Source organism: Kitasatospora sp. DSM 101779 (assembly GCF_025655475.1).
In the GTDB taxonomy this organism is placed as follows: domain Bacteria; phylum Actinomycetota; class Actinomycetes; order Streptomycetales; family Streptomycetaceae; genus Kitasatospora.
Genome location: NZ_JAHTIK010000001.1, coordinates 5408451 through 5431413 on the forward strand (window position 1 = coordinate 5408451; position 22963 = coordinate 5431413).

Below are 22963 nucleotides of genomic sequence, written 5' to 3' on the forward strand. Positions count from 1 at the left end.
CCCGCCGGCACGGCGCCGCCCCGGCCGCCCTCGCACCCGCCGACGCCCGCCACCCCGAGGCGCTGCGCACCGCCGGCGAACTCCGCGCCGCCGGTCTGCACGGCACCCCGGCCGGCCGCGGCGAGCTCTACGCCGCCCACCTCGACCTGCTCTGCCTGCGCGCCGCCCGCCGGATCCGGGCCGCCGAGGACCGCCGCCCCGGAGCCCACCGCCGCGGCGCACCGCCGCTCGGCGGCGAGGACACCGGACGGTTGCGCCGCACCGCCGCCGCCCTCGCCGGTCGCGTCCACGAGGCCGTCAGGCTGCTGCTCGGCGCCGGCCACGCCGGGCTGACCACCGCCGAGTTCGAGCGCCTCTTCCCGACCACCGGGGGCTGGGGTCCTGCCGTGCTCGCCGAGGGCCTGTTCGTCGCCGCCGGAGGCGGCCACCGGCTCGCCCGCGAGGACCACGCCGACTGGCTGCAGGGCCGCCACCTGGACCTCGGCCGCGCCCTCGGGCTGCTGCTCGACCCGGGCCCCGCCCAGGACGACACGGCCGACCGGCCGGGCGGGGCCGCCCACGGCGACCCGACCGGCCACGGGGTGCCGCGGCACCGGCTCGGCCCGGTCGCCGCCGCGCTGCGCCGGTGCGCCGAGAACGGCGACGAACCGGCCCTGGCCGGACACCTGCAGCTGCTGCAGCACACCCTGGAGACCGCCGCCCCCGGCAGCGAGGCCGCCTGGTGGGCCGCCCGCCTGCTCGCGGCGGTGCTGCCGGCACTGCCCCGGCCCGGCACCCACCGGGCGCTGCTGGCCCGCCTGGCCGGCCACCCCGCGTTCACCCCCGCCTGGTGGGCCGCCCTGCCGCTCACCCCGGCCGAGCGGCTGGACCACCTGCGCGGCCTCGTCCGCACCGACCCGCCCGGCGGACCGCACCGGGCCGCGGCCGCCGCGCTGCTGGCCGCCGACCCGGTCACCGTCCAACCGCTGCTCTGCGCCTGGTTCGCCGACACCGGCCCGCTCGCCGACGGCACCGGCGCCACGGTCGCCGATCTCGCCCACGACCTGCTGCACGCCCACCGCAGCCTGGCCGTCGACGAGTTGACGGACACCCTGGCCGCCGCCGCACACCCGCGGGCGGACGCGCTGCTCGCCCGGCTCGCCGAGGACGAGCCCTCCGCGCTCTGCCGCGCCGTCGACCGCTGGAGCCACGACCCGCGCCCCGAACGGCACATCGCCGCCGCCGTGCACGCGCTCCGCACCGCCCCGCACGCCAGCCCGGCCGGTCGGCGGCTGCTGCGGTTCACCGCACTCACCCTGCTCGGCCGCGAGGACGAGCCCGCCCTGCACGGCGCGGCCCTCGCCCTGCTGCTGCTCGACCCGGAGGACCGGGCCGAGTACCTGCCCAGGGCCCTCGACGCCTACGCCGCCGACGACCCCTTCCTCGGGGCGGGCGCCCTCGCCCCCGCGCTGGACGACCACCCGGGGGCCGTGCTGGCCGCCGTCCGGCGCAGGCTCGCCGCCCCCGCCGCCCCGGTCGCCGACGGACTGCGCCTGCTCGCCGGTGCCACCGACCCCCGCACCGTCCGTGAGGGGGTTCTGCTCGCCGCCCGGCAGCTGCGCGAACACCCGGAGCGTGCCGGGCAGTTGGCCGCCCACCTGGAGGTCCTGCTGGCCGCCGGGCACGACGCCCGGCCGCTGGTCGCCGAGGCGGTCACCGCCCCCGCGACCGTGCGCAAGGTCTTCGCCACGGTGCTCGCCGCGCAGGGCGGACCCGACGCCCCCGCCCGGGACGCCCTGCTGGACGCCCTGCTCGCCGCCGAGCGCGACCCCGTGGTGCTCGGCGCCGCCCTCGACCGGCTCGCGGACGGCTGTGCCCGCACCACGCCGGACCGGGCCCGCGCACTGGTCCGCCGGATCGCCGGACGCTGGCCCGCGGCCGACGCCGCCCTCGTCCGGGCCGCCGGGCGGACGGCCGCCTTCGCCCGGCTGCTCGCCGACTGGCCGGACACCGCACCACCGCCGCCCGACGGCCCGCTCACCGCCCGGCTGCGCGAGCTCGCCGCCGCCGGCCGGGACCCGCAGTACGCCGCAGCCGAGGCCGAACGGGCCGCCCACCGCGCCGAGGCCATTCCGGTGCCGAAGCAGGGACGGGCTCATGGCACGCTATAGGGGTTCGGGTTGAGTGTTCGAGCGCCTCCCGAGGCGCGGCAGAGGAACAAGGAGCGGTCAGGTGCAGCGCTGGCGTGGCCTGGAGGAGATCCCCGGGGACTGGGGGCGCAGCGTCGTCACCATCGGATCGTTCGACGGTGTGCACCGCGGCCACCAGCTGATCATCGAGCGGGTGGTGGAACGGGCCCGCGAGCTCGGCGCCAGGTCGGTCGTCGTCACCTTCGACCCGCACCCCAGCGAGGTCGTCCGGCCGGGCAGCCACCCGGCCCTGCTCGCCCCGCAGCCGCGCCGGGCCGAACTGATCGAAGGGCTCGGCGTCGACGCCGTGCTCGTCCTGCCGTTCACCCTCGAATTCTCCCAGGAGTCACCGGAGTTCTTCGTCCGGTCGGTGCTGGTGGACGCACTGCGCGCCAAGGCCGTCGTCGAAGGCCCGAACTTCCGCTTCGGCCACCGGGCCGCCGGCAACGTCGCCCTGCTCACCGAGCTCGGCCGTGCCGACGACTTCGAGGTCGAGGTGCTCGACCTGCAGGTGAGCGGCAGCGCCGGCGACGGCGAGGCGTTCTCCTCCAGCCTGTGCCGGCGGCTGGTCGCCGCCGGGGACATGACCGGCGTCGCCGAGGTGCTCGGCCGCCCGCACCGGGTCGAGGGCGTGGTCGTCCGCGGCGCCCAGCGCGGCCGCGAACTCGGCTACCCCACCGCCAACGTGGAGACCGTGCCGCACAGCGCCGTTCCCGCCGACGGCGTCTACGCGGGCTGGCTCACCGCCGACGGCGAGCGCATGCCGGCCGCCATCTCGGTGGGCACCAACCCCACCTTCGACGGCACCGCCCGGACCGTCGAGGCCTACGCCATCGACCGGGTCGGCCTCGACCTGTACGGCCTGCACGTGGCCGTCGACTTCCTCGCGTACCTGCGCGGCATGGAGAAGTTCGACTCGATCGAGGCCCTGCTGGAGCGGATGGCCGACGACGTCAAGCAGGCCCGCGTGCTCACCGACACCGCCGGCTGACGGCGGCCGAGCACGCCGCAGGCCCCCGACAGGTGCTGTCGGGGGCCTGCGGCGTTCTGCGCGCTGCCGGGCTCAGTTCTGCGGCGGCGGGTAGCCGTACCCGGGCGGCGGGGGCTGCTGGCCCTCCTGCGGCGGGTAGCCGTACCCCGGCTGCTGCGGCTGCTGCCACTCCTGCGGGAGCGGCTGCGCCCCGGGCTGGGCCGGCGGCTGCTGGCCCCAGCCGGGCGGCGGCTGCTGGCCCGGCTGCGGGGCCCACGGCGCGCCCGGCGCGGGCTGCCCCGGGTAGCCGTAGCCCTGCTGCTGCGGCTGCTGCTGCGGGTAGCCCTGCTGCGGCGGGTACGGCTGCTGCTGCTGCGAAGGCATCTGCTGTCCGTAGCCCTGCTGCTGGGCCCAGGCGGCCTGCTGGGCCTGCTGGGTGCGGGCGATGTCCTCGCCGACCAGGGTGGCCAGCTCGAAGTACGCCTCGCGGACCTTGGGCTTCATCATGGCCAGGTTGACCTCGGCGCCGGCCGCCAGGCTCTCGTCGAACGGCACCACCACGACGCCGCGGCAGCGCGTCTGGAAGTGCGCCACGATGTCCTCGACCTTGATCATCTTGCTGGTCTCGCGGACCCCGGAGACCACCGTGATGCTGCGCTGCACCAGGTCCGCATAGCCGTGCGCGGAGAGCCAGTCCAGCGTGGTCGAGGCACTGGAGGCACCGTCCACGCTGGGTGTGGAGACGATGATCAGCTGGTCCGCGAGGTCCAGCACACCGCGCATGGCGCTGTAGAGCAGACCGGTGCCGGAGTCGGTCAGGATGATCGGGTAGTGCTGGCCGAGGGTCTGGATGACCTGGCGGTAGTCCGAGTCGTCGAAGGTGGTGGAGACCGCCGGGTCGACGTCGTTCGCCAGGATCTCCAGGCCCGAGTGCAGGTCCTGCGAGGTGAACTGGCGGATGTCCATGTAGCTGCGCAGGTGGGGGATGGCCGTCACCAGGTCGCGGATGGTCGCGCCGGTCTGGCGCTTCACCCGCCGGCCGAGCGTGCCGGCGTCCGGGTTGGCGTCGATCGCGATGACCTTGTCCTGGCGCTCGCTCGCCAGCGTCGCACCCAGCGAGGTCGTCGTCGTGGTCTTGCCGACACCGCCCTTGAGGCTGATCACCGCGATCCGGTAGCAGCTCATCACCGGCGTCCGGATGATCTCCAGCTTGCGCGCCCGGTCGGCCTGCGCCGCCTTGCCGCCGAACTGGAACCGCGGCTGCTGGCGCTGGGCCTTCGGCTGCCCCCGCAGCAGCCGGTCCGAGGACAGCTCGACCGCCGCGGTGTAGCCCAGCGCGGCGCCGTGCGCCTGTGCCTGCTGCGGGCCCGCCTGCTGGAACGCGGCCGGGGCCTGCGGCACACCGCCCTGCTGCTGGTACGGCTGTGGGTACGCCGGCGGCTGCGGCCAGCCACCGGTCCGCGGGTCGACCGGCGGACCGGGCACCGGGGCGGGGCCCGGCGTCGGGGCCGGACCGGGCGCGGGCGCGGGGCCGGGCACCGGCGGAACACCCTGCTGCGGCGGCCACGGCCCGGGCTGCGGCGCACCGGTCTGCTGGTACGGCTGCGGGCCCGGCGGCACCGGCTGCTGCGGCGGGGCGTACGGGCCGGGCTGCTGCGGCGGCTGCTGGGTCTGCGGCTGGGGCGCCGGCGGCCACGGCTGCGCGGCCTGCTGCTCGGGAGCGGGAGCGGGCGCAGGAGCGGGCACCGGGGCCGGCGCGGGGACCGGCTCCGCAGGCGGCACCGCGGCGGACTGCACCTCCACCACCGGCTCCACCGCGGGCACCACCGGCTCCACCGCGGGCACCATCGGCTCCACCGGGGGCACCACCGGCTCTGCCGCGGGCTGCACCGGGGCAGGAGCGGGCACCGGGGCGGCCACGGCCTCCGCGACCGCGACGTCGGCCGGGCCGGGCTGCGGCGCAGCCTGCTCGACCGCCGGAGCGGGCGCGGGCACGGGAGCCGGGGCGGGAACCGACTCCGCGGGCGGCGCGGGAGCGGGCACCGGCGCGGGCGGCTGAGCCACCGGAGGCTGGACGGCGACCGGTGGCTGCACCACCGGAGGCTGGACGGCCGGCGGTGGCGACGGCGACGGCGCCGGTGCGGGCTGCGCCGGAGCCGCGCTCTGCGTGTACCAGGACGGGGGCGCGTAGTCGGGCTCGTCCGACCAGTCGTCGTCGTCCTCCGCCGCGTTGTCGCCGACGTAGACGCCGTCCCGATCGCTGCTCACTGGGGCTCCCTCGTTTTCGTCGCCGCTGTTGGCGGTGGTCGGGCATCAAGACTAGGACGTGATCCGCGGTCACCTGAAGGCGGTACCGGCTGCCGGGCCGCGGCGGACACGGCGGATCGTCGCACCGGGAACCGTCCAAAGGGTGAACGTCCGATGCGTGTTCCCTGCCTCCCCGTCCCCGGCCGTGACCGCTCGAAACGGTGGCGGCCGACACGGGTGTCCGTGCCGGCCGCTTCGGGCACGGACCGCCGTCCGTGCCGTGAGGTGCTGTCAGTCCATCCGGCGCGGGCCGCCCAGCACCTGGGCCTCGGCCTCGACCGGGTTGGTCATGACGTACTGCTTCCGCATCCGGGTCGCCCACAGGGTGATGTTGTCGCCCAGCGTCGGCAGCGAGGCGACCTCCTGGTCGCCCAGCGAGAGGATCCGCGCGACGATCTCCGCCTCCTGCGGCGAGATGCGCTGCACACCGACCAGGTCGGCCGAGTTGAGCACCCGGCTCGCGTTCGGGCCGAGGTACGGCAGCAGGGTCAGCGTGGTCTGCCACGGCGCGGCCGACAGCCGGCTGCGCGAGGGACGGGCGCCGAGGTCGCGGACGACCAGCACCGGCGAGGCGACGGACGCGCCCTGCGGCCCGAGCCGGCCCACCTGGTGGACGGTCACGCACGGCTGGCCGCCGCCGGCGGCCTGCGCCATCGGCGCCCAGGTCTGCGGACGACCGGTCTCCACGGCCACCCGGGCACCGGTGGCCGCGGCGCGCAGCGCGATGACCTGCGCCGTCCACACACCGCCCACCAGCACCACGTCGTAGGCGTGCGGACGGAACAGGCCGATCACGGCGGGCTGCTGGTGCGGGTCGACACCGATCACCACGCCGTCGTCGCCGACCGGGAAGGACAGCGCGGCGAGGTCCTCGGTGGTGAGCACGTGCTTCTCGCGGCGCGGGCCGCGCAGGCCGAAGCCGGGGCGGATCCGGACCGGGCGCGAGGGCTCGGCGGCCGGCTGCGGCGCCTGGGTGGGGTAGGACTGATAGGCCATCAGGACGTCCCTCCCAGGGGAAGCGTGGCGAGCAGGCCCGGCGCCTGCTCCTGGTCGAGGCGGGTCAGGCCGACGCCGGCGCTCTGCGCCCGAGACTCCATCAGGCGGCCCACCTGGGCGACCTCGCTCTCGCTGCGGCCGGTGACCCGGACGTGGCCGCTGAGTGCGACCGAGCCGCCGGTGCCCCGGCTGGCGGTCAGGCTGAAGGTGCTGGCCAGCGCGGGCGTGCCGGTGACCAGGTTGACCAGGTCCGGCGCGGAGATCCGGCCCGGCGTGCCGCCCGGCCGGCTGAGCTGCGGCCACTTGGAGATCCAGAAGGTGCTGTGCCAGCGGTCGTCGATCCGCCAGAACTTGCTGCTCTCCTGGGTGCGGCGGGCGGCCGCACCGCCACCGCCGCTGCCCTGGCGGCCGGCCACGGCCACCGGGTTGGCGCAGATCGAGATCGCCAGCGCGGCGATCAGCTCGCGCTCGTCCAGCACGGTGGCGGTGAACCCGGCCGCGTTGAGCCGTCCGGCCAGCTGGTCGGTGACCCGCTGGAGGGTCTTGCGGGCGCCCTCCTCGCCGCCGCCGCGGGCGAGCACCGCGGTGGAGGAGGTCTCCGGGTTCAGCTTGAGCGCGACCCAGGTGAGCCGCAGCGCCGGGGTGGCGGTGCCGTCCTGGAGCTGCTGGTAGGCGCGGGCGGCCAGCGACTGGTCCGGCAGGTGCGGGGCCGGTGCGGGCTGGGTGTGCTGCACCAGCTGGACGGACTCCAGGCCGATGTCGTCCACCTGCAGGGCCGAGCACACGATGTCGAGCGGCAGCGGCAGCGCGGTGCGCACCGGGCGCAGCGGCTGGTCCTTGGCCTGCACCAGCAGCACCGAGGTGTAGAACGTGCCGTCGCCGACCATGCCGGTCTCGCGGCGGATCGGACGGCCGTCGCCGAGGTCGGTCTCGGTGGCGTGGGTGCAGGTGCGCAGGGCCGGCTCGACCTCCAGCGCGGGTGCCAGCGCCGGGTCGGTGCCCGGCGGCGGCACGTTGTACTGCGCCTCCTTGCGGCGGGCCTTCATCGCCGAGCGGACGCGCAGCGCCTCCGGCAGACTGCGGCCGCCGAGCGGCAGCAGGGCCACCACGAGGAGCAGGACGGCGGGGACGGCGAAGGCGCCGGCCATCGCCGGGGCGATCGTCCACCCCACCGCGACGAGGGCCGCGGCGACCTCCAGCAGCACCAGCTGCTGCAGCCGGATCCGGCCGCCGAGCAGCCCGGGCCGGGGATGGACGCGCAGCGGTACCGGCCCGGTCGCGGGGGCCGCGGACCGGGCCCGACGACCGCCGGGGTCGGCACCCCGGCCGCCCTGCCGGCGGCCGTGCGAGGCGCTGCGTCGAGCTGGAGCGGTCTGGCTTGGCATCCCCCGATGGACCCTCTCTGATCAGATGTCACGGCCCGGCTGGCCGGGCGGTGAACCGTACCCGTTACGGTACTCACCGTCTGCTGCGGCATCGTAGAGGGTTCGGCGCAGTCGGTGCCCGCCGGGTGGCAGACTCACGCACGGCGAACGCGCGTTGACGGCAGGACAGGCGCGGACTTCACAGGGGAGACGGGGAGCATGGCATCACGCAGGGACGAGCTGAACGCGTACAACTTCGCGCGGCGGCGGACGGTGGGGGCGTTCCTGCAGCCCGGCGGCGGGGGCAACGACGAGGACGCGCCGCGCCCGGTGCGGGCGGTGCTGCCGAGCTTCGTCGTCGCCGCGGTCGCCGTGGCGGGCTTCGGCATGTGGGGCGTCATCAAGCCCAGTGCCCCGCTGAACTGGGACGACGGCAAGAACATCATCCAGGGCAAGGACTCCACCACCCGGTACGTGGTGCTGGAGGACCCGCAGAGCCACGAGAAGGTGCTGCACCAGGTCCTCAACATGTCGTCGGCGAAGCTGCTGCTGCCGGCCGGTTCCAAGGTCGTCCAGGTCGCCGACAAGGTGCTGGACAACTACAAGAACCACGGCGCCACCATCGGTATCCCGTACGCCCCGGACAAGCTGCCCTCGGCCGCCGACGCCGGTGAGACGAAGCTGTGGTCGGTCTGCGACCGGCCCGGTGTCGACAAGACCCAGGCGGGCATCAACCAGGCCGTGTTCATCGCGGCCGGCGACGAGGCGAAGACCCTCTCCGACCCGGCGACGGTGCTGCAGGAGGGCCAGGGGCTCTACGTCCAGGCGCCGCCGCTGAAGAAGGACGACACCCCCAGCAAGTTCCTGGTCGACATGAACGGCGTGAAGCACGCGGTGGGCCAGCTCAACCTGCCGCCCCGTGACCGGGCCGCCCTGGAGTCGGGACTGTTCGGCGTCGACGTCGATCCGCAGCAGGTGACCAAGGCCTGGCTGGACACCCTGGAGTCCGGCGAGGTGGTCCAGTTCCCGAAGAACCCCGACCTGACCACGGTGAGGACGAAGTCCAACGTCAAGCTCACCAACACCGAGGACGCCTACGTCGGCAGGCTGCTGGTCTTCCAGAACACCTACTACTCGGTCGGCAAGGACAGCCTCTACCAGGTGACGCCCTTCCAGGCCGAGCTGATGCGCAACGACCCGGCGCTCGGCGTCGCCTACGGCGGCGCGAGCCCGAAGGCCGCCGAGATGTCCCCGAGCGACCACGCCGACCTGGCTGGGAAGGTCAGCCCGAAGATCCTCGACACGACCAACCTGCCGGACGCCAAGCCGCAGCCGCCGCTCAACGTCGGCCCCAAGGGCACCCGTTCGGTGATCTGCAGCACCTTCGCCGGCTACGACAACGGCGCGCCCAAGCGCACAGTGTGGGCGCACACCGAGTACCCGGCCAAGGTCACGCTGGGTTCGGCGAGCGCCCATGTGACGCCCGGCCACGGCCTGCTGTACCGCGCGGTGGACGGCCAGGCGGGCCCGGGGAACCAGGACACCTCGGGCACCACCTTCCTGATCACCGAGACCGGTCTGCGGTACTCGCTGCAGGCCAACAACGACGGCGGCAACGGCCCTTCGCCCGCCCCGAGCGAGGCGCCGCAGCAGCCGCAGGCCAAGGACGAGGAGAACGGTGCGCAGGCCCGTCTCGGCTACAAGTCCGTTGTGTCGGGCCGGGTTCCGCTGCAGTGGTCGATCCTGGTGCCGGCCGGCGGATCGCTGAGCACCAAGGCCGCGGAGACCGCGCAGACCGCGTGATGGTCCGTCAGTGCAGGTGTCCGGTAGGCCGTGTCATGGTCTGGTAACTACCGGCACTCCGGTGTTGGGCCGCTTGCAAACGGCGGCTAAAGTGCTGGGGACACCGCAACGTGGTGTCACCGGGTGGGCCGTACCAGGACCATCCGAAGCAATTGTCTGTCTCATGGGGGACGGTGGATCATGGCTGGTCAGTTCAAGACGACCGCTGAGGAAATGAATGCCTTCGCCAACCGCATCGGTGAGGTGAACGCGCAGGTCCAGGGCGAGATTCAGCGGCTCAACGCGCTGGTCGACTCGATCAAGGCTGGCTGGCAGGGCCAGGCGGCCCAGGCCTACCAGCAGATGCAGACCCGGTTCAACGAGGACGCGACCGCGCTCAACAAGGTGCTCGACGAGATCAAGCAGGCGATCGAGGCGACCACCAAGCTCTACGCGCAGACGGAGCAGGAGCAGCAGTCCTCGATGTCCGGGCTCGGTCACTGAGTTCTCGGGTCCGCAGGACCTCGGCCGTAGTGCGGTCCGTGCACCGGGCCGCGCCGATTCCATCGACTAGGAGACACCATGGGTGACCACATTCTCGTCAATTTCTCGACGATCCAGAACGCGTCGTCGGAGGTCCGCCAGACCGCGCAGCGCATCCAGTCGCAGCTCGACGAGCTGAAGGCCGGCGTGCAGCGCATCGCGGCCAGCTGGGAGGGCTCGGCGCAGGAGGGCTACCAGGCCCGCCAGCACGAGTGGGACGCCAAGGCCGCCGACCTCCAGCAGGTCCTGGGCCAGATCGCCACCTCGCTGGACAACGCCGCCCAGAGCTACCAGGCCACCGAGCAGAAGAACGCGGGCGTCTGGAACTGAGGCTCCGCCGCCGTGCGACACGGCGACAGTGGGCGGGCGTCCGACCGGGCGCCCGCCCCTCGCGCGTACTGACCACGCGCACGGCATCGGGATCATGAGGGGAAGACAGGTGTCGTTGGGTACGTTCCGCAGGGCGGCCGCCGCGTCAGTGGTGCTGGGGGTGGTCGGGTCGCTCGCCGCGGGTCCGGCGTACGCCGCCGCGCCCACGCCCACGCCGTCCGCCTCGGACAGCGCGCCGCGCTGGTCGCCGATCGGCATAGCCGCGGCCGGTGAGTGCAAGTTCCCGTCCGAGAACGTGCAGGGCACCCCGTGGGCGCTCCAGCGGGTGCTGCTGAACGAGCTCTGGAAGGACGGCCGGACGGGCAAGTTCGCCAAGGACGGGCCCGGCGGCAAGAAGGGCGAGCCGGTCAAGGTCGCGGTGATCGACACCGGCGTGGACGACCGCAACCCGCAGCTCGCGGGCAAGGTCGAGGACGGCGGCTCGCTGCTGCCCGTCAAGCAGCCCGGCCAGAAGGACGACGGGAAGACCGACACGGTCGGCCACGGCACCAAGGTCGCCGGCATCATCGCCGCGAAGCCGATCACCGGGACGGGCTTCGTCGGCCTCGCGCCGGAGGCCGCGATCCTCTCGATCAAGCAGAACGACGACCAGGGCAGCGGCTCGGTCCAGAGCCTGATCGACGCGATCGGCGCGGCCATCACCAAGGGCGCCGACGTCATCAACATCTCGCAGGACGTCCGGGCGGAGGGCGACTCCAGCGACTTCGCCCTGAAGGACCAGCTGGAGACGGCCGTGAAGGCCGCGGAGCAGCAGGGTGTGGTGGTCGTCGCCTCGTCCGGCAACGACGGACGCGAGGGCGACACCTACCCGGCCGCCTTCAAGTCGGTGCTGGCCGTGGGCGCCTCGGACCGCAACAACGAGCGCGCCCCGTTCTCCGAGTACGGCCAGTTCGTCGACATCGCCGCCCCGGGCGTCGACATGCTGTCGACGGTGCCGGCCGGCGGCCAGTGCGTCGACAACGGCACCAGTTTCTCCGCCCCGTACGTGGCCGGGGTGGCGGCGCTGCTGAGGGGCGCCTACCCGGACTGGAGCGCGGCGCAGATCCGGGCCCGGATCGAGCAGACCGCCCAGCGCACCCAGCGCGGTGCGGACAAGTTCATCGGCTGGGGCGTCGTCGACCCGGTCAAGGCCGTGCAGAGCGGCGACGAGCAGCTCCCCGAGGCGCACGAGGACCCCAAGGTCGCCATCGACCGGGCGCCGGTCGTGGCCCAGCCGCTGGGCCTCGCCGAGACCCAGGCCGACCGGGACCGCCGCACCGGCACCTTCGTGCTCGGCGGCGGCGTGCTCGCGGTGGCCGCGCTGGCCGGCGGCTCGGTCGTGCTGCGCGACCACCGGCGCCGCCGCGAGGGCTGAGCGCCCGTGGACGGACGGAAGCGGCCCGGCCCCCTGGTGAGGGGGCCGGGCCGCTTCCGTGGTGCCGGGGGCCGGGTCAGACCTGCTCGTCCTCGGGCAGGGTGATCACCCAGCGGTCGGCCTGCCGGGGCCGCAGGTAGAACAGCCAGTAGAGGCTCGCGACGACGGTGATGGCGCCGGTCCACTTCAGTGCGGTGACGTCGAGCTGGGTCAGCAGGTAGACCAGGCCGACGGTCAGCAGGACCGGCAGGACGGGCCAGAGCGGCTGGCGCCAGGCCGGCGCGTGCTTGTGGTGGGCCCGGCGGGAGAACAGCGCGGCCACGGCCACCAGCAGGTACAGGGCGGTGACCGCGACGCCGGTGATGTTGGTCAGCTGCTCCTGCGGGACGAAGCAGAGCACCGCGCCGGGGACGCCGACGGCCAGGGTGGAGACCCAGGGGGCGCTGAACCGGTTGAGGGTGCCGAAGGCGCGGTTGACCGGCTCCGGCCAGGCCTTGTCGCGGCCGGAGGCGAACAGCACCCGGGAGTTCTGGATGACCATGACGATGCCGGCGTTGATGATCGCCAGGGCGACGCAGAGGCTGATGAAGGTGCCGACCGCGGAGTTGCTCCAGCCGGTGACCAGCTCGGAGATGTTGCCGGCGCTCAGCGCGGCGAGGTCCGGGGCGCCCAGGGTGATCGCGACCACCGGGAGGATGATGATGACCACCGACAGGGCCAGCGTCCACAGCACGGTGCGGGCGACGTTGCGGCGGGGGTTCTCCAGCTCCTCGGAGAGGTAGATGGCGGTGGAGAAGCCCTGGGTGACGAAGAGCGCGGTGCCCATCGCGGCGACGATCGCGCCGAGGCCGACGACGCCGGTGGCCCCGTCCGTGACGACCGAGCCGTGGAAGAGGCTGCCGGCGCCGCGCTCGGCGTGGCCGAAGCCGAGGAAGGCGACCACACCGGCGGCGATGACCTCGAGGACGAGGAAGATGCCGGTGATCCAGGCGTTGGCGCGCAGGTCCAGCAGACCCGCGACGGTGGCGGCGATCATGACGGCCGCGCCGGCCCAGCGGGGGTCCAGGTGGACGATGGGGGCCAGGTAGTCGGCGGTGCCGATGGCGATGAGCGAGGGCACGATCATCACGACGATCAGCGACTGGATGAACACCAGCCAGCCCGCGAAGCGCCCGGCCAGGGTGCCGACCATGGCGTACTCGCCGCCGGCGCTCGGGACGAGGGTGCCGAGCTCGGAGTAACAGAAGGCCACCGCGATGCAGATGAGCGCGCCGATGGCGATCGACATGGCGGTGAAGGTGCCGAGCGAGGAGAACAGCTCGGGCACGATGACGAACAGCGAGGAGGCCGGCGTCACACAGGAGAGCGTGAGCAGGGTTCCACCCACGACACCGATCGAACGGGTGAGCTTCTTGGGGCCGCCATCCGCCGGAGTCTCGGCTACTGCGAGTGGCGGGCGAAGCGTGTCGGTCATGGGGCATCCGATCGACGTGCGAGGGGTTTGGGGGTGGGAGCGGTATCGCCTCCGACGGGCGTTCGCTGACGTGGTTTTCGGTCGCTCCCGAGACGCCATGGAACCGCGACGTTTTGCCATCGTCAACGCGCGATCGGCTTCGGAATCCGTTGCCGCAGGCCGCATAAACATGCGAACCAGTCGTGCGGTGTGCCAAAGCTCACCTTTGTCCGTTCTGTCAACTCGGATGGATGAAGATTGAATCAAAGGTGAATGACAGGCTAATGCCAGTGAATCGAAGGCTGTGGTCCAGTTCACTCTCATGGCTGAAGGTGGCCTCTCGGGGCTCCGGAGGCCGCCGCGACCGGTACGGGAACCGCAGCCGGATGCGGCAAAAAAGTAGATAACGTTCTGGCACCGTCCACGGCCTGGAACGCCGGAAGGGCCGGACTCCGTGGAGTCCGGCCCTTCCTGTCACACAAGGTCACTACTGCGGGGTCGGCAGCCAGCCCGTCTGGACGGTCTGGCCGGCGGCGATCCGCCGGGAGACGAAGACACCGCGGCCCGGCGGCAGCGGCTGCGGCTTGACCGTGCCGAGCAGTGCGCCCTCGTTCTTGTCGCCCGAGAGCAGCACGCCCTGGCCACCCAGCTCGCGCATACGCTGCATGACCGGCTCGAACAGCGAGCGGCCGGCACCACCGGCGCTGCGGGCGATGATCACGCGCAGGCCGATGTCGCGGGCGAACGGCAGGAACTCGGCCAGCGGCGCCAGCGGGTTGCCCGAGGAGGTGGCGACCAGCTCGTAGTCGTCCACGATCACGAACATGTCCTTGCCGCTGTACCAGCTGCGGTTGCGCAGCTGCTCCGGCGTGACGTCCGGGCCGGGCAGGCGGCGCGAGCAGGCGCCGCGGAGCATCTCCACGGCCGCCGACATCGCGGGCGCCGCCGCCGCGTACTCCACCAGGTACTCCTGCGGGACGACACCGAGCAGCGAACGGCGGAAGTCGCCGACCACGATGCCCGCCTGGTCCGGGGTGTACCGCTCGGTGATCTGCTTGACGAGCATCCGCAGCAGCGCCGACTTACCGGACTCGCTCTCACCGAAGACGATGAACAGCGGGTCGCTCTCGAAGTTGACGAAGACCGGCGCGAGCTCGACCTCGTCCACGCCGAAGGCCACGCCCAGCTCGGGGTGCTCGAAGCCCTTGGGCAGCGCGTTGCCGTCCAGGACGGCCGGCAGCATGCGGACCTGCGGGGCGCGCGGGCCCGTCCAGGCGGCGTCGATCTGCGCCACCAGGTCGGCCACGCCGTCCGACAGGTCCTCGGTCGCCGAGGAACCGTCCAGGCGGGGCAGACCGGACAGGAAGTGCAGCTTCGACGCGGTCAGACCGCGGCCGGGCGAGCCCGCCGGGACGTTGACCGCGACCTTGCGGTCGATCTCCGACTCCATCGAGTCGCCCAGGCGCAGCTCGGTGCGGTTCTGCAGCAGGTCCTTGAGCGCCGGCCGCACCTCCGCGTACCGGGCCGCGGTGACGACGACGTGCACGCCGTAGGTCAGACCGCGCTGCGCGATGTCGTTGATGACCGGCTCGAGGACCTCGTACTCCTGCTTGAAGGTCAGCCAGCCGTCGATGATCAGGAAGACGTCGCCGAACTGCTCGTCCGGCAGCTGGCCGGCCGCGCGGCGCGAGCGGTAGGTGGCGACGGTGTCGATGCCGGCCGTGCGGAACAGCTCCTCGCGGCGGTTGAGCACCCCGTGCACCTCGCTGACCAGACGGCGCACCTTCTCGACGTCCAGACGGCCGGCGACCCCGCCGACGTGCGGCAGGCCGGACAGCGCGCCGAACGCGCCACCGCCGAAGTCCAGCAGGTAGAACTGCACCTCCGTCGGGGTGTGGGTGACGGCGAAGCCGGACACCAGGGTGCGCACCATGTTGGACTTGCCGGACTGCGGACCGCCCACGATCAGACCGTGGCCGGCCGCACCCGAGAAGTCCTGGTACAGCACGTCGCGGCGCTGGTCGCGCGGCTTGTCGACGATGCCGACCGGCACCACCAGCCGGCCGAGCGCGCCGTACTCCGGCGAGGTCAGACCGCGCTCCGCGGTGACCTGCAGCGGCGGCACCAGGCCGTCGATGCTCGGCGCCTCCTCCAGCGGCGGCAGCCACACCTGGTGGGCCGGCGGGCCCTGGCTGATCATGCGCTGCACGAAGACGTCCAGCATGGTGTCGAGCAGCGAGTCGTCGATCTCCTCGACCTCCTCGACGACCTCCTCGACCACCGGCTCCACGACCGGCACCTCGGCGGCGGTGAACAGCACCGGCTGGGCGGTGATCACCTGGCCGCCGCTGGTCCGCTGCTGGCCCGGCGGCCGGTACGGGCCGGAGACGTACGCGGCCCGGAAGCGCTCCATCACGTCGGAGCCGAACTTCAGGTAGCCGACACCGGGGATGGGCGGCAGGTGGTAGGCGTCCGGGACGCCGATCGCGGCCCGCGACTCGGCTGCCGAGAAGGTGCGCAGACCCAGGCGGTAGGAGAGGAAGGTGTCCAGACCGCGGAGCTTGCCCTCCTCCAGGCGCTGCGAGGCCAGCAGCATGTGCATGCCGAGCGAACGGCCGATGCGGCCGATCTGGATGAACAGGTCGATGAAGTCCGGCTTCGCGGTGAGCAGCTCGGAGAACTCGTCGATGATCATCAGCAGCGAGGGCAGCGGGTCCAGCGCCGCACCCGCCGCACGGGCCCGCTCGTACTCGTTGATGTTGGCGTAGTTGCCCGCCGCGCGCAGCAGCTCCTGGCGGCGGTTCATCTCGCCCTCGATCGCATCGCGCATGCGGTCGATGAGGGTCGCCTCGCCCTCCAGGTTGGTGATCACGGCCGCCGTGTGCGGCATCTCCGCCATGCCGGCGAAGGTGGCACCACCCTTGAAGTCCGCGAGGACCAGGTTCAGCACCTCGGAGGAGTGCGTCACCGCCAGCGCCAGCACGATGGTGCGCAGCACCTCGGACTTGCCGGAACCGGTCGCGCCGACGCACATGCCGTGCGGGCCCATGCCCTGGAGCGAGGCCTCCTTGATGTCCAGCCAGACGTACTCGCCGTTCTGGCCGACACCCAGCGGCACCTTGAGCTTCTCCGCCATCGGACGCGGCCGCCAGTGCCGGGCCGGGTCGAAGGAACCCGGGTCACCGGTGTTCATCATCTCGGTGAAGTCCATCGACACCAGCGACGGGTCGCCGTCGTCGCCGCCCGCGGACACCCGGAACGGCGCCAGCTGGCGGGCCAGCGCCTCCGACTGCCACGCCGACAGGGTGTCCGGCCGGCCGGAGTACGAGGCGCCGGAGGCGGACTCCAGCAGCAGGTTGTCCTTGCCCACCGTGATCACCAGGTGGCCGCTCGGCTCGTCCAGGTCGCCCGGGACGACCTCGATCACGGTGACGCCCTCGACGCCGTCCGGGCCGGCCAGGATCGAGTCGTGCGGCACCGCGGCGCCGTCCATGACCACGATCAGGTGCGGCTTGTCGGCGCTCGGCACGTTGTCCCGGGAGAAGCCCTTGCGGCCGTCCAGCTCCTTGGCGAGCAGTTCCTCCAGCTCACCGAGGCCGGTCGCGATCAGGCGGCGCGAACCGGCGCCGTCGTTCTCCTTGCGGTGCTGGGTGTGCGGCAGCCACTTCGCCCACTCCCACTCGTCGACCGCGCCCGGCGCGGCCGCCACGGCGACCATCAGGTCGTCCGGCGAGTGCAGGGTCGTCAACTGGGCGACCATCGCCCGGACGTTGCCGTACACGGTGTCCGGGTCGCCGCAGACCGTGATGTGGTAGAAGGCGCGCAGCGAGACCGCCAGCGGCAGGTCCTGCAGCGTGCCGTGCGACTTGATGAACGTGCCCATCGCCTCGGCGGCCAGCGGCTCCAGCTCGTCCAGCGGAGCGGTCTGCGGCGCCACGATCGGGCTCGACAGCTGCTGCGGACCGGTACCGAGGCGCACCTGCGCGAAGTCCTGGTCGGTGGGCCTGCGCTCCCACAGCCGCCGCCCCTCGGCCACGATCGACCACAGCTGGTCCGGCTCAGGGTGGGTGAACAGCAGCGCACCGCGCTGCCGCTCGGCCGTGCGCCGGACCTGGCGGCGCATCTGCTGCAGGTACTTGAGGTAGTCGCGCCGCTCGTCCGCGGTGCCCGCGTTGCCGCCGCGGCGCGCCTTGACGATCTGCGCGACCGCCATGCCCGCGGTCGACGCCACCATCAGGACACCCATGATCTTCATGGGGCCCTGGGCGCCGGGGGAGAAGAAGAACGCCGCCGAACCGCCCATACCGAGCAGCGGCAGCAAGGACATCATCCAGTCCTCGCCACCGGACCGCGGCAGCTCCGGAGGGGCCACCAGCTCCACCGGCTCGTCCGGCACCGGGGGCGGGAACGCCCGCGGCGGACGCTTCACCGTCACCACACTCATGCGACCGCCCCGCTCCGCCCGGCGGCCGCTGCGCGGAACCCGGACCTCTTGACGGTCCGTTCGCTTCGCTCGCTCACTGGCACCAACCCTCACGCACACCGATTACGTACGGGTGAGGGCGCCCCGTGCGATGACGCCGCCCCCGCTCCGCCGACCGCAGACGCACATCAGAGGGTTGCTGCACCAGCCGGCCCCCGTACGCCTTGCGCAGGGGCCGATCCTACTGGGCGGCCGGGACGATTCGACCACGGGGTCAGCCGAGGAGATTTCCGGTACGAATCGTCGAATCCCCTCCACAACGGCACACCGTTGCACGGCAATTCGCCGCCCCCCACGGCGGGCGGCGAATTCCGGGCGGGGGCCAGCCCGCACCCGCCCCTCCGCGGGCGGTAGGGTAACGCCGCGCCAACTCCACCCCGGTCCGTGCCAGTTCCGGACCGGCCGGCAGGAGGGCGCAACCGAACCAAGAGCTGACGAGCAGGCAAATCCGACAAGGGGGAGCGCCGGTGAGCGAGCGGACAGTCAAGAGGTGCGCCTTGCGCGGAGCGGCCTCCGGGCTCGCGGAGGTGGCCGCATGAGTGCCAGTGCAACGACCGGCTTCTGCCGGGTCACCGTCGTCGCACCCGACAGCCGGATCGACGTCGCCCTGCCGGAGGACGTCCCGCTCGCCGACATCTACCCCGAGGTGCTGCGCCTCACCGGGCAGACCCAGGTCGACGGCACACCCACCGGCTTCCACCTCGTCCGCCGCGACGGCACCGTGCTCGACAGCGGCCTGCCGCTGGCCGCGCAGCAGGTCCGCGACGGCGACCTGCTGAGCCTGCGCCCGTTCGCGGAGTCGCTGCCGCCCGCCGTCTACGACGACGTGGCCGACGCCGTCGCCAGCGCCGTCGAGGCCGACCGCCGGTTCTGGAGCCCCGACCTCATGCGGGCCTTCGGCCTGATCGGCGCCACCGTGATGCTGGTGCTGCTCGGCTTCGCGCTGTGGTTCTCCGACCTGCGCCACGACATGCACAGCCTGCCCGGCATCCTGTCCGGCGTCACCGCGGTCGTCCTGGTCACCTTCGCCGGCATCCGCGCCCGGGTCTACGAGGACCACGCGGCCGGCCTCGCGCTCGGCCTCGGCGCCCTGCCGCACGCCCTGATCGCCGGCTCCGGCGCCGTCCCGGTCGCGAACGCCGGCGACGGCCCCGGCCGGCTGCAGTTCCTCGTCGGCTGCGTCGCCGTCCTCGTCGTCTCGGTGCTGCTCGTCGGTCTGCTGCCGGAGAAGGACTCGGTCTTCGTGGCCTCCTCCTTCCTCGCCGCCGCCGGCACCCTGTCGACCTTCGCCGCCGTGCTGCTCGACGGCACCCCGGCCACCCACATCGCCGCCGTCACCGGCGTCGCCGCGGTCGCCGCGGTCGGCTTCCTGCCGGCCCTCTCCGCCCGCTTCGCCCGCCTGCCCGTCGGATTCAGCCCGCCCGGCCAGACCCGCACCCGCGGCAGCGCCTACGGCGAGGAGACCAGCCGCGCCGAGACCGTCCAGTACGAGCGGATCGCCCACCAGGCCCGCCGCGGCCACGAGGTCCTCGTCGGCCTGGTCGGCGGCTGCGCCGCCACCGTCATCGGCGCCTGCGCCGTGCTCGGCTTCAGCGACTCCGCCTTCGCCGAGCTGCTCGCCCTGGCCGTCGGCATCTCGACCATGCTGCGCGCCCGGCTCTTCCGCTACACCGCGCAGGTCTTCAGCCTCACCATCGCCGGCCTGATCGGCCTCGGCCTGCTGGTCCTCGGCCTCTCCCTGCACACCCCGCTGTTCATCCTGGAGCAGCTGCAGCAGGGCGGCACGGAGAGCTCGCTCGACCTGCGCACCGTCTGGCTGTCGGCCTCCATCGCGGTGGGCGCCGCGCTGCTGACCGCGATCGCGCTGATCGTCCCCCGTCTCGGCGTGTCCCCCTTCTGGGGGCGCATCCTGGACATGGTGGACGGCCTGATGCTGATCTCGCTCGTCCCGCTCGCGCTGGCCGTGCTGAACATCTACGCCCTGGTCCGCGGCGCCACCAGCTGACGCCGCCGCACCCGATCCCGCGCCCGCCGGAGCCCCGCGACAGGGGACGCCGGCGGGCGCTGGTACTCTTGGTCAGTCCGAGTTCTGTCAGATCCTGTGTCGTCTACCGGGATCACTCGGCCACCCCGAAGGAGATGCCGTGGCTCTCGCCGCCGACGTCAAGAAGCAGATCATCGCCGAGTTCGGCCAGAAGGAGGGCGACACCGGCTCCCCCGAGGTCCAGGTGGCCATGCTCTCCCGCCGCATCTCGGACCTGACCGAGCACCTGAAGGCCCACAAGCACGACCACCACTCCCGTCGTGGTCTGCTGATCCTGGTCGGCCAGCGTCGCCGCCTGCTGCAGTACCTGGCCAAGAAGGACATCGAGCGCTTCCGTACCCTCGTCGACCGCCTCGGCATCCGCCGCGGCGCCGCGGGCGGCGCTCGCTGACACCGCTTCGTGGGGCGGCTCCCCTTCCCGGGGGGCCGCCCCTCGCTGCATCCGCGCGAACGCACCGCGCGGAACCGCACCCGGGCGAGAGAACCGCTGCCACACGCGTGGTAAAGCCGTGCTCGGTAGGGTGTGAATTTGTAAGGTGAAGGGCATGCCCGGGTAAGTGCCCGACCGCGCACCGCGCGGACGGCACCGGGCAGGACCGACACCCTGCGCGGGCCGCAGGCCTCAAACGGAGGCCGCCCGCATCCGGGGAGCGTCCACACGCGACCGCCGACCAGGCAAGCCGAGAGGCGCCGGTCCTCGGTAGTGGCCGCCGGGAGTCGTCGACAGACGCCCGGGGGCTTCGATCGAAGACCGGCCCGCAGGGCCGGGCAGGCGGACGCTGGGGGGCGCTCCACCGGAGACGTACGAAAGAGGAGATCTTCCAGGTGGAAGAGAACGTGTTCTACGCCGAGGCCGTCATCGACAACGGCAGCTTCGGCACCCGTACCATCCGCTTCGAGACGGGCCGCCTGGCCCGTCAGGCCGCCGGCTCCGCCGTCGCCTACCTGGACGACGACACCATGGTGCTGTCGGCGACCAGCGCGTCCAAGCAGCCGAAGGAGCACTTCGACTTCTTCCCGCTGACCGTGGACGTCGAGGAGCGGATGTACGCCGCGGGCCGGATCCCCGGCTCGTTCTTCCGTCGTGAGGGCCGGCCCTCCGAGGACGCCATCCTCACCTGCCGCCTGATCGACCGCCCGCTGCGCCCGTCCTTCGTCAAGGGTCTGCGCAACGAGATCCAGGTCGTCGTCACCGTGATGGCGCTCAACCCGGACCACCTCTACGACGTGGTGGCCATCAACGCCGCCTCCGCGTCCACCCAGCTCGCGGGCCTGCCGTTCTCCGGCCCGATCGGCGGCGTCCGCGTCGCGCTGATCAAGGGCCAGTGGGTCGCCTTCCCGACCCACAGCGAGCTCGAGGACGCCGTCTTCGACATGGTCGTGGCCGGCCGCGCCCTGCCGGACGGCGACGTCGCGATCATGATGGTCGAGGCCGAGGCCACCGACAAGACCATCAAGCTGGTCGCCGACGGCGCCGAGGCCCCGACCGAGGAGATCGTCGCCGCCGGCCTCGAGGCCGCCAAGCCGTTCATCAAGGTGCTCTGCGCCGCCCAGGCCCAGCTGGCCGCCCAGGCCGCCAAGCCGACCGGCGAGTTCCCGGTCTTCCTGGACTACCAGGACGACGTGCTCAACGCCCTGACCGCCGCGGTCAAGGACGAGCTCGCCCAGGCGCTCACCATCGCCGGCAAGCAGGAGCGCAACAACGAGCTCGACCGCATCAAGGCAGTCGCCGCGGACAAGCTCCTCCCGGACTTCGAGGGCCGCGAGAAGGAGATCAGCGCCGCCTACAACGCGCTGACCAAGAAGATCGTCCGCGAGCGCGTCATCAAGGACAAGGTCCGCATCGACGGCCGCGGCGTCACCGACATCCGCACCCTGGCCGCCGAGGTCGAGGCCATCCCGCGGGTCCACGGCTCCGCCCTGTTCGAGCGCGGCGAGACCCAGATCCTGGGCGTCACCACGCTGAACATGCTCCGCATGGAGCAGCAGCTCGACACGCTCTCCCCGGAGACGCGCCGCCGCTACATGCACAACTACAACTTCCCGCCGTACTCCGTCGGCGAGACCGGCCGCGTGGGCTCGCCCAAGCGCCGCGAGATCGGCCACGGCGCGCTGGCCGAGCGGGCGATCCTGCCCGTGCTGCCCTCCCGCGAGGAGTTCCCGTACGCCATCCGCCAGGTCTCCGAGGCGCTCGGCTCCAACGGCTCCACCTCGATGGGCTCGGTCTGCGCCTCCACCATGTCGCTGCTGAACGCCGGTGTGCCGCTGAAGGCCGCCGTCGCCGGCATCGCCATGGGCCTGATCTCCCAGGAGATCGACGGCGAGACCCACTACGTCACGCTGACCGACATCCTCGGCGCCGAGGACGCGTTCGGCGACATGGACTTCAAGGTCGCCGGCACCCGCAACTTCATCACCGCCCTCCAGCTCGACACCAAGCTGAACGGCATCCCGGCGTCGGTGCTCGCCGCCGCGCTGAAGCAGGCCAAGGACGCCCGCCTGCACATCCTCGACGTGATGAACGAGGCCATCGACACTCCGGACGAGATGTCGCAGTACGCCCCGCGCATCATCACGATCAAGATCCCGGTGGACAAGATCGGTGAGGTCATCGGCCCCAAGGGCAAGATGATCAACCAGATCCAGGAGGACACCGGCGCCGAGATCACGATCGAGGACGACGGCACCATCTACATCGGTGCCTCCGACGGTCCGGCCGCCGAGGCCGCCCGCACCACGATCAACCAGATCGCCAACCCGACCATGCCGGAGGTCGGCGAGCGCTACCTGGGCACCGTGGTGAAGACCACGACCTTCGGCGCGTTCGTCTCTCTCATGCCCGGCAAGGACGGTCTGCTGCACATCTCGCAGATCCGCAAGCTCGCCGGCGGCAAGCGCGTGGAGAACGTCGAGGACGTGCTCGCGGTCGGCACCAAGGTGCAGGTCGAGATCGCCGAGATCGACCCCCGCGGCAAGCTCTCCCTCGTCCCCGTGATCGAGGGCGAGGAGGGCGGCGAGGCCGCCTCCGAGTGACGCACCGAGTGACGAGGTAGTCCTCCCGCGGCCCGCACGCCCCCGAGGCGTGCGGGCCGCACCCTGTTCTTCCCCG

General features: G+C 72.8%; 13 protein-coding genes and 1 pseudogene. 9 read left to right on the forward strand and 5 right to left on the reverse strand.

The features are described from left to right. Together KSNIM_RS24640 and KSNIM_RS24645 are read left to right on the forward strand one after the other, a co-directional pair. Positions 1-2150 (forward strand): annotated as a pseudogene (locus KSNIM_RS24640) (serine protease); the annotation flags it as partial. A 61-nt stretch (positions 2151-2211) separates the two neighbouring features. Next, positions 2212-3159: a bifunctional riboflavin kinase/FAD synthetase gene (locus KSNIM_RS24645; RefSeq protein WP_263105323.1), complete on the forward strand. Its 948-nt coding sequence runs from the start codon at positions 2212-2214 to the stop codon at positions 3157-3159. A gap of 72 nt (positions 3160-3231) precedes the next feature. Here the strand turns inward: KSNIM_RS24645 and KSNIM_RS24650 are convergent, their stop codons facing one another. The 3 genes from KSNIM_RS24650 to eccE all read right to left on the reverse strand — a co-directional run bounded on the left by KSNIM_RS24650 (position 3232) and on the right by eccE (position 7826). Beyond that, complete coding sequence (locus KSNIM_RS24650) at positions 3232-5406, reverse strand: MinD/ParA family protein (RefSeq protein ID WP_263105324.1); 2175 nt, start codon at positions 5404-5406, stop codon at positions 3232-3234. Between the two features lie 270 nt (positions 5407-5676). Beyond that, positions 5677-6441 (reverse strand): hypothetical protein, encoded by a 765-nt coding sequence (locus tag KSNIM_RS24655; protein ID WP_263105325.1) that lies wholly within the window; start codon positions 6439-6441, stop codon positions 5677-5679. Then, positions 6441-7826, reverse strand: a complete 1386-nt coding sequence (gene eccE, locus KSNIM_RS24660) for a type VII secretion protein EccE (RefSeq protein ID WP_263105326.1) — start codon at positions 7824-7826, stop codon at positions 6441-6443. The genes KSNIM_RS24655 and eccE overlap by 1 nt, the downstream gene beginning before the upstream one ends. A gap of 198 nt (positions 7827-8024) precedes the next feature. Between eccE and KSNIM_RS24665 the strand changes: the two genes are divergently transcribed. The 4 genes from KSNIM_RS24665 to mycP all read left to right on the forward strand — a co-directional run bounded on the left by KSNIM_RS24665 (position 8025) and on the right by mycP (position 11874). Continuing rightward, positions 8025-9608 carry a type VII secretion protein EccB gene (locus tag KSNIM_RS24665; RefSeq protein ID WP_263105327.1) on the forward strand — a complete coding sequence of 528 codons (1584 nt, stop codon included), beginning with the start codon at positions 8025-8027 and terminating at the stop codon, positions 9606-9608. A gap of 180 nt (positions 9609-9788) precedes the next feature. Continuing rightward, positions 9789-10091: a WXG100 family type VII secretion target gene (locus KSNIM_RS24670; protein ID WP_263105328.1), complete on the forward strand. Its 303-nt coding sequence runs from the start codon at positions 9789-9791 to the stop codon at positions 10089-10091. Positions 10092-10169: 78 nt separating this feature from the next. Next, entirely contained in the window at positions 10170-10460 is a 291-nt protein-coding gene (locus KSNIM_RS24675; protein WP_263105329.1) for a WXG100 family type VII secretion target, read from the forward strand. Between the two features lie 109 nt (positions 10461-10569). Next, positions 10570-11874 carry a type VII secretion-associated serine protease mycosin gene (mycP, locus tag KSNIM_RS24680; RefSeq protein ID WP_263105330.1) on the forward strand — a complete coding sequence of 435 codons (1305 nt, stop codon included), beginning with the start codon at positions 10570-10572 and terminating at the stop codon, positions 11872-11874. Between the two features lie 76 nt (positions 11875-11950). On the opposite strand, the gene KSNIM_RS24685 is transcribed toward mycP, so the two are convergent. Then, on the reverse strand, positions 11951-13348 hold the full coding sequence (locus tag KSNIM_RS24685; RefSeq protein WP_263105331.1) for an APC family permease: 1398 nt from the start codon (positions 13346-13348) through the stop codon (positions 11951-11953). Between the two features lie 466 nt (positions 13349-13814). Beyond that, on the reverse strand, positions 13815-17771 hold the full coding sequence (eccCa, locus tag KSNIM_RS24690; protein ID WP_263105332.1) for a type VII secretion protein EccCa: 3957 nt from the start codon (positions 17769-17771) through the stop codon (positions 13815-13817). Between the two features lie 574 nt (positions 17772-18345). On the opposite strand from eccCa, the gene eccD reads away from it, so the two are divergent. The 3 genes from eccD to KSNIM_RS24705 all read left to right on the forward strand — a co-directional run bounded on the left by eccD (position 18346) and on the right by KSNIM_RS24705 (position 22887). Then, complete coding sequence (gene eccD / locus KSNIM_RS24695; RefSeq protein WP_263105333.1) at positions 18346-19815, forward strand: type VII secretion integral membrane protein EccD; 1470 nt, start codon at positions 18346-18348, stop codon at positions 19813-19815. Between the two features lie 139 nt (positions 19816-19954). Beyond that, positions 19955-20245, forward strand: coding sequence for a 30S ribosomal protein S15 (gene rpsO, locus KSNIM_RS24700; RefSeq protein ID WP_030274764.1), 291 nt, complete (start codon positions 19955-19957; stop codon positions 20243-20245). A 434-nt stretch (positions 20246-20679) separates the two neighbouring features. Then, complete coding sequence (locus KSNIM_RS24705) at positions 20680-22887, forward strand: polyribonucleotide nucleotidyltransferase (RefSeq protein ID WP_263105334.1); 2208 nt, start codon at positions 20680-20682, stop codon at positions 22885-22887. Positions 22888-22963: the final 76 nt, after the last annotated feature.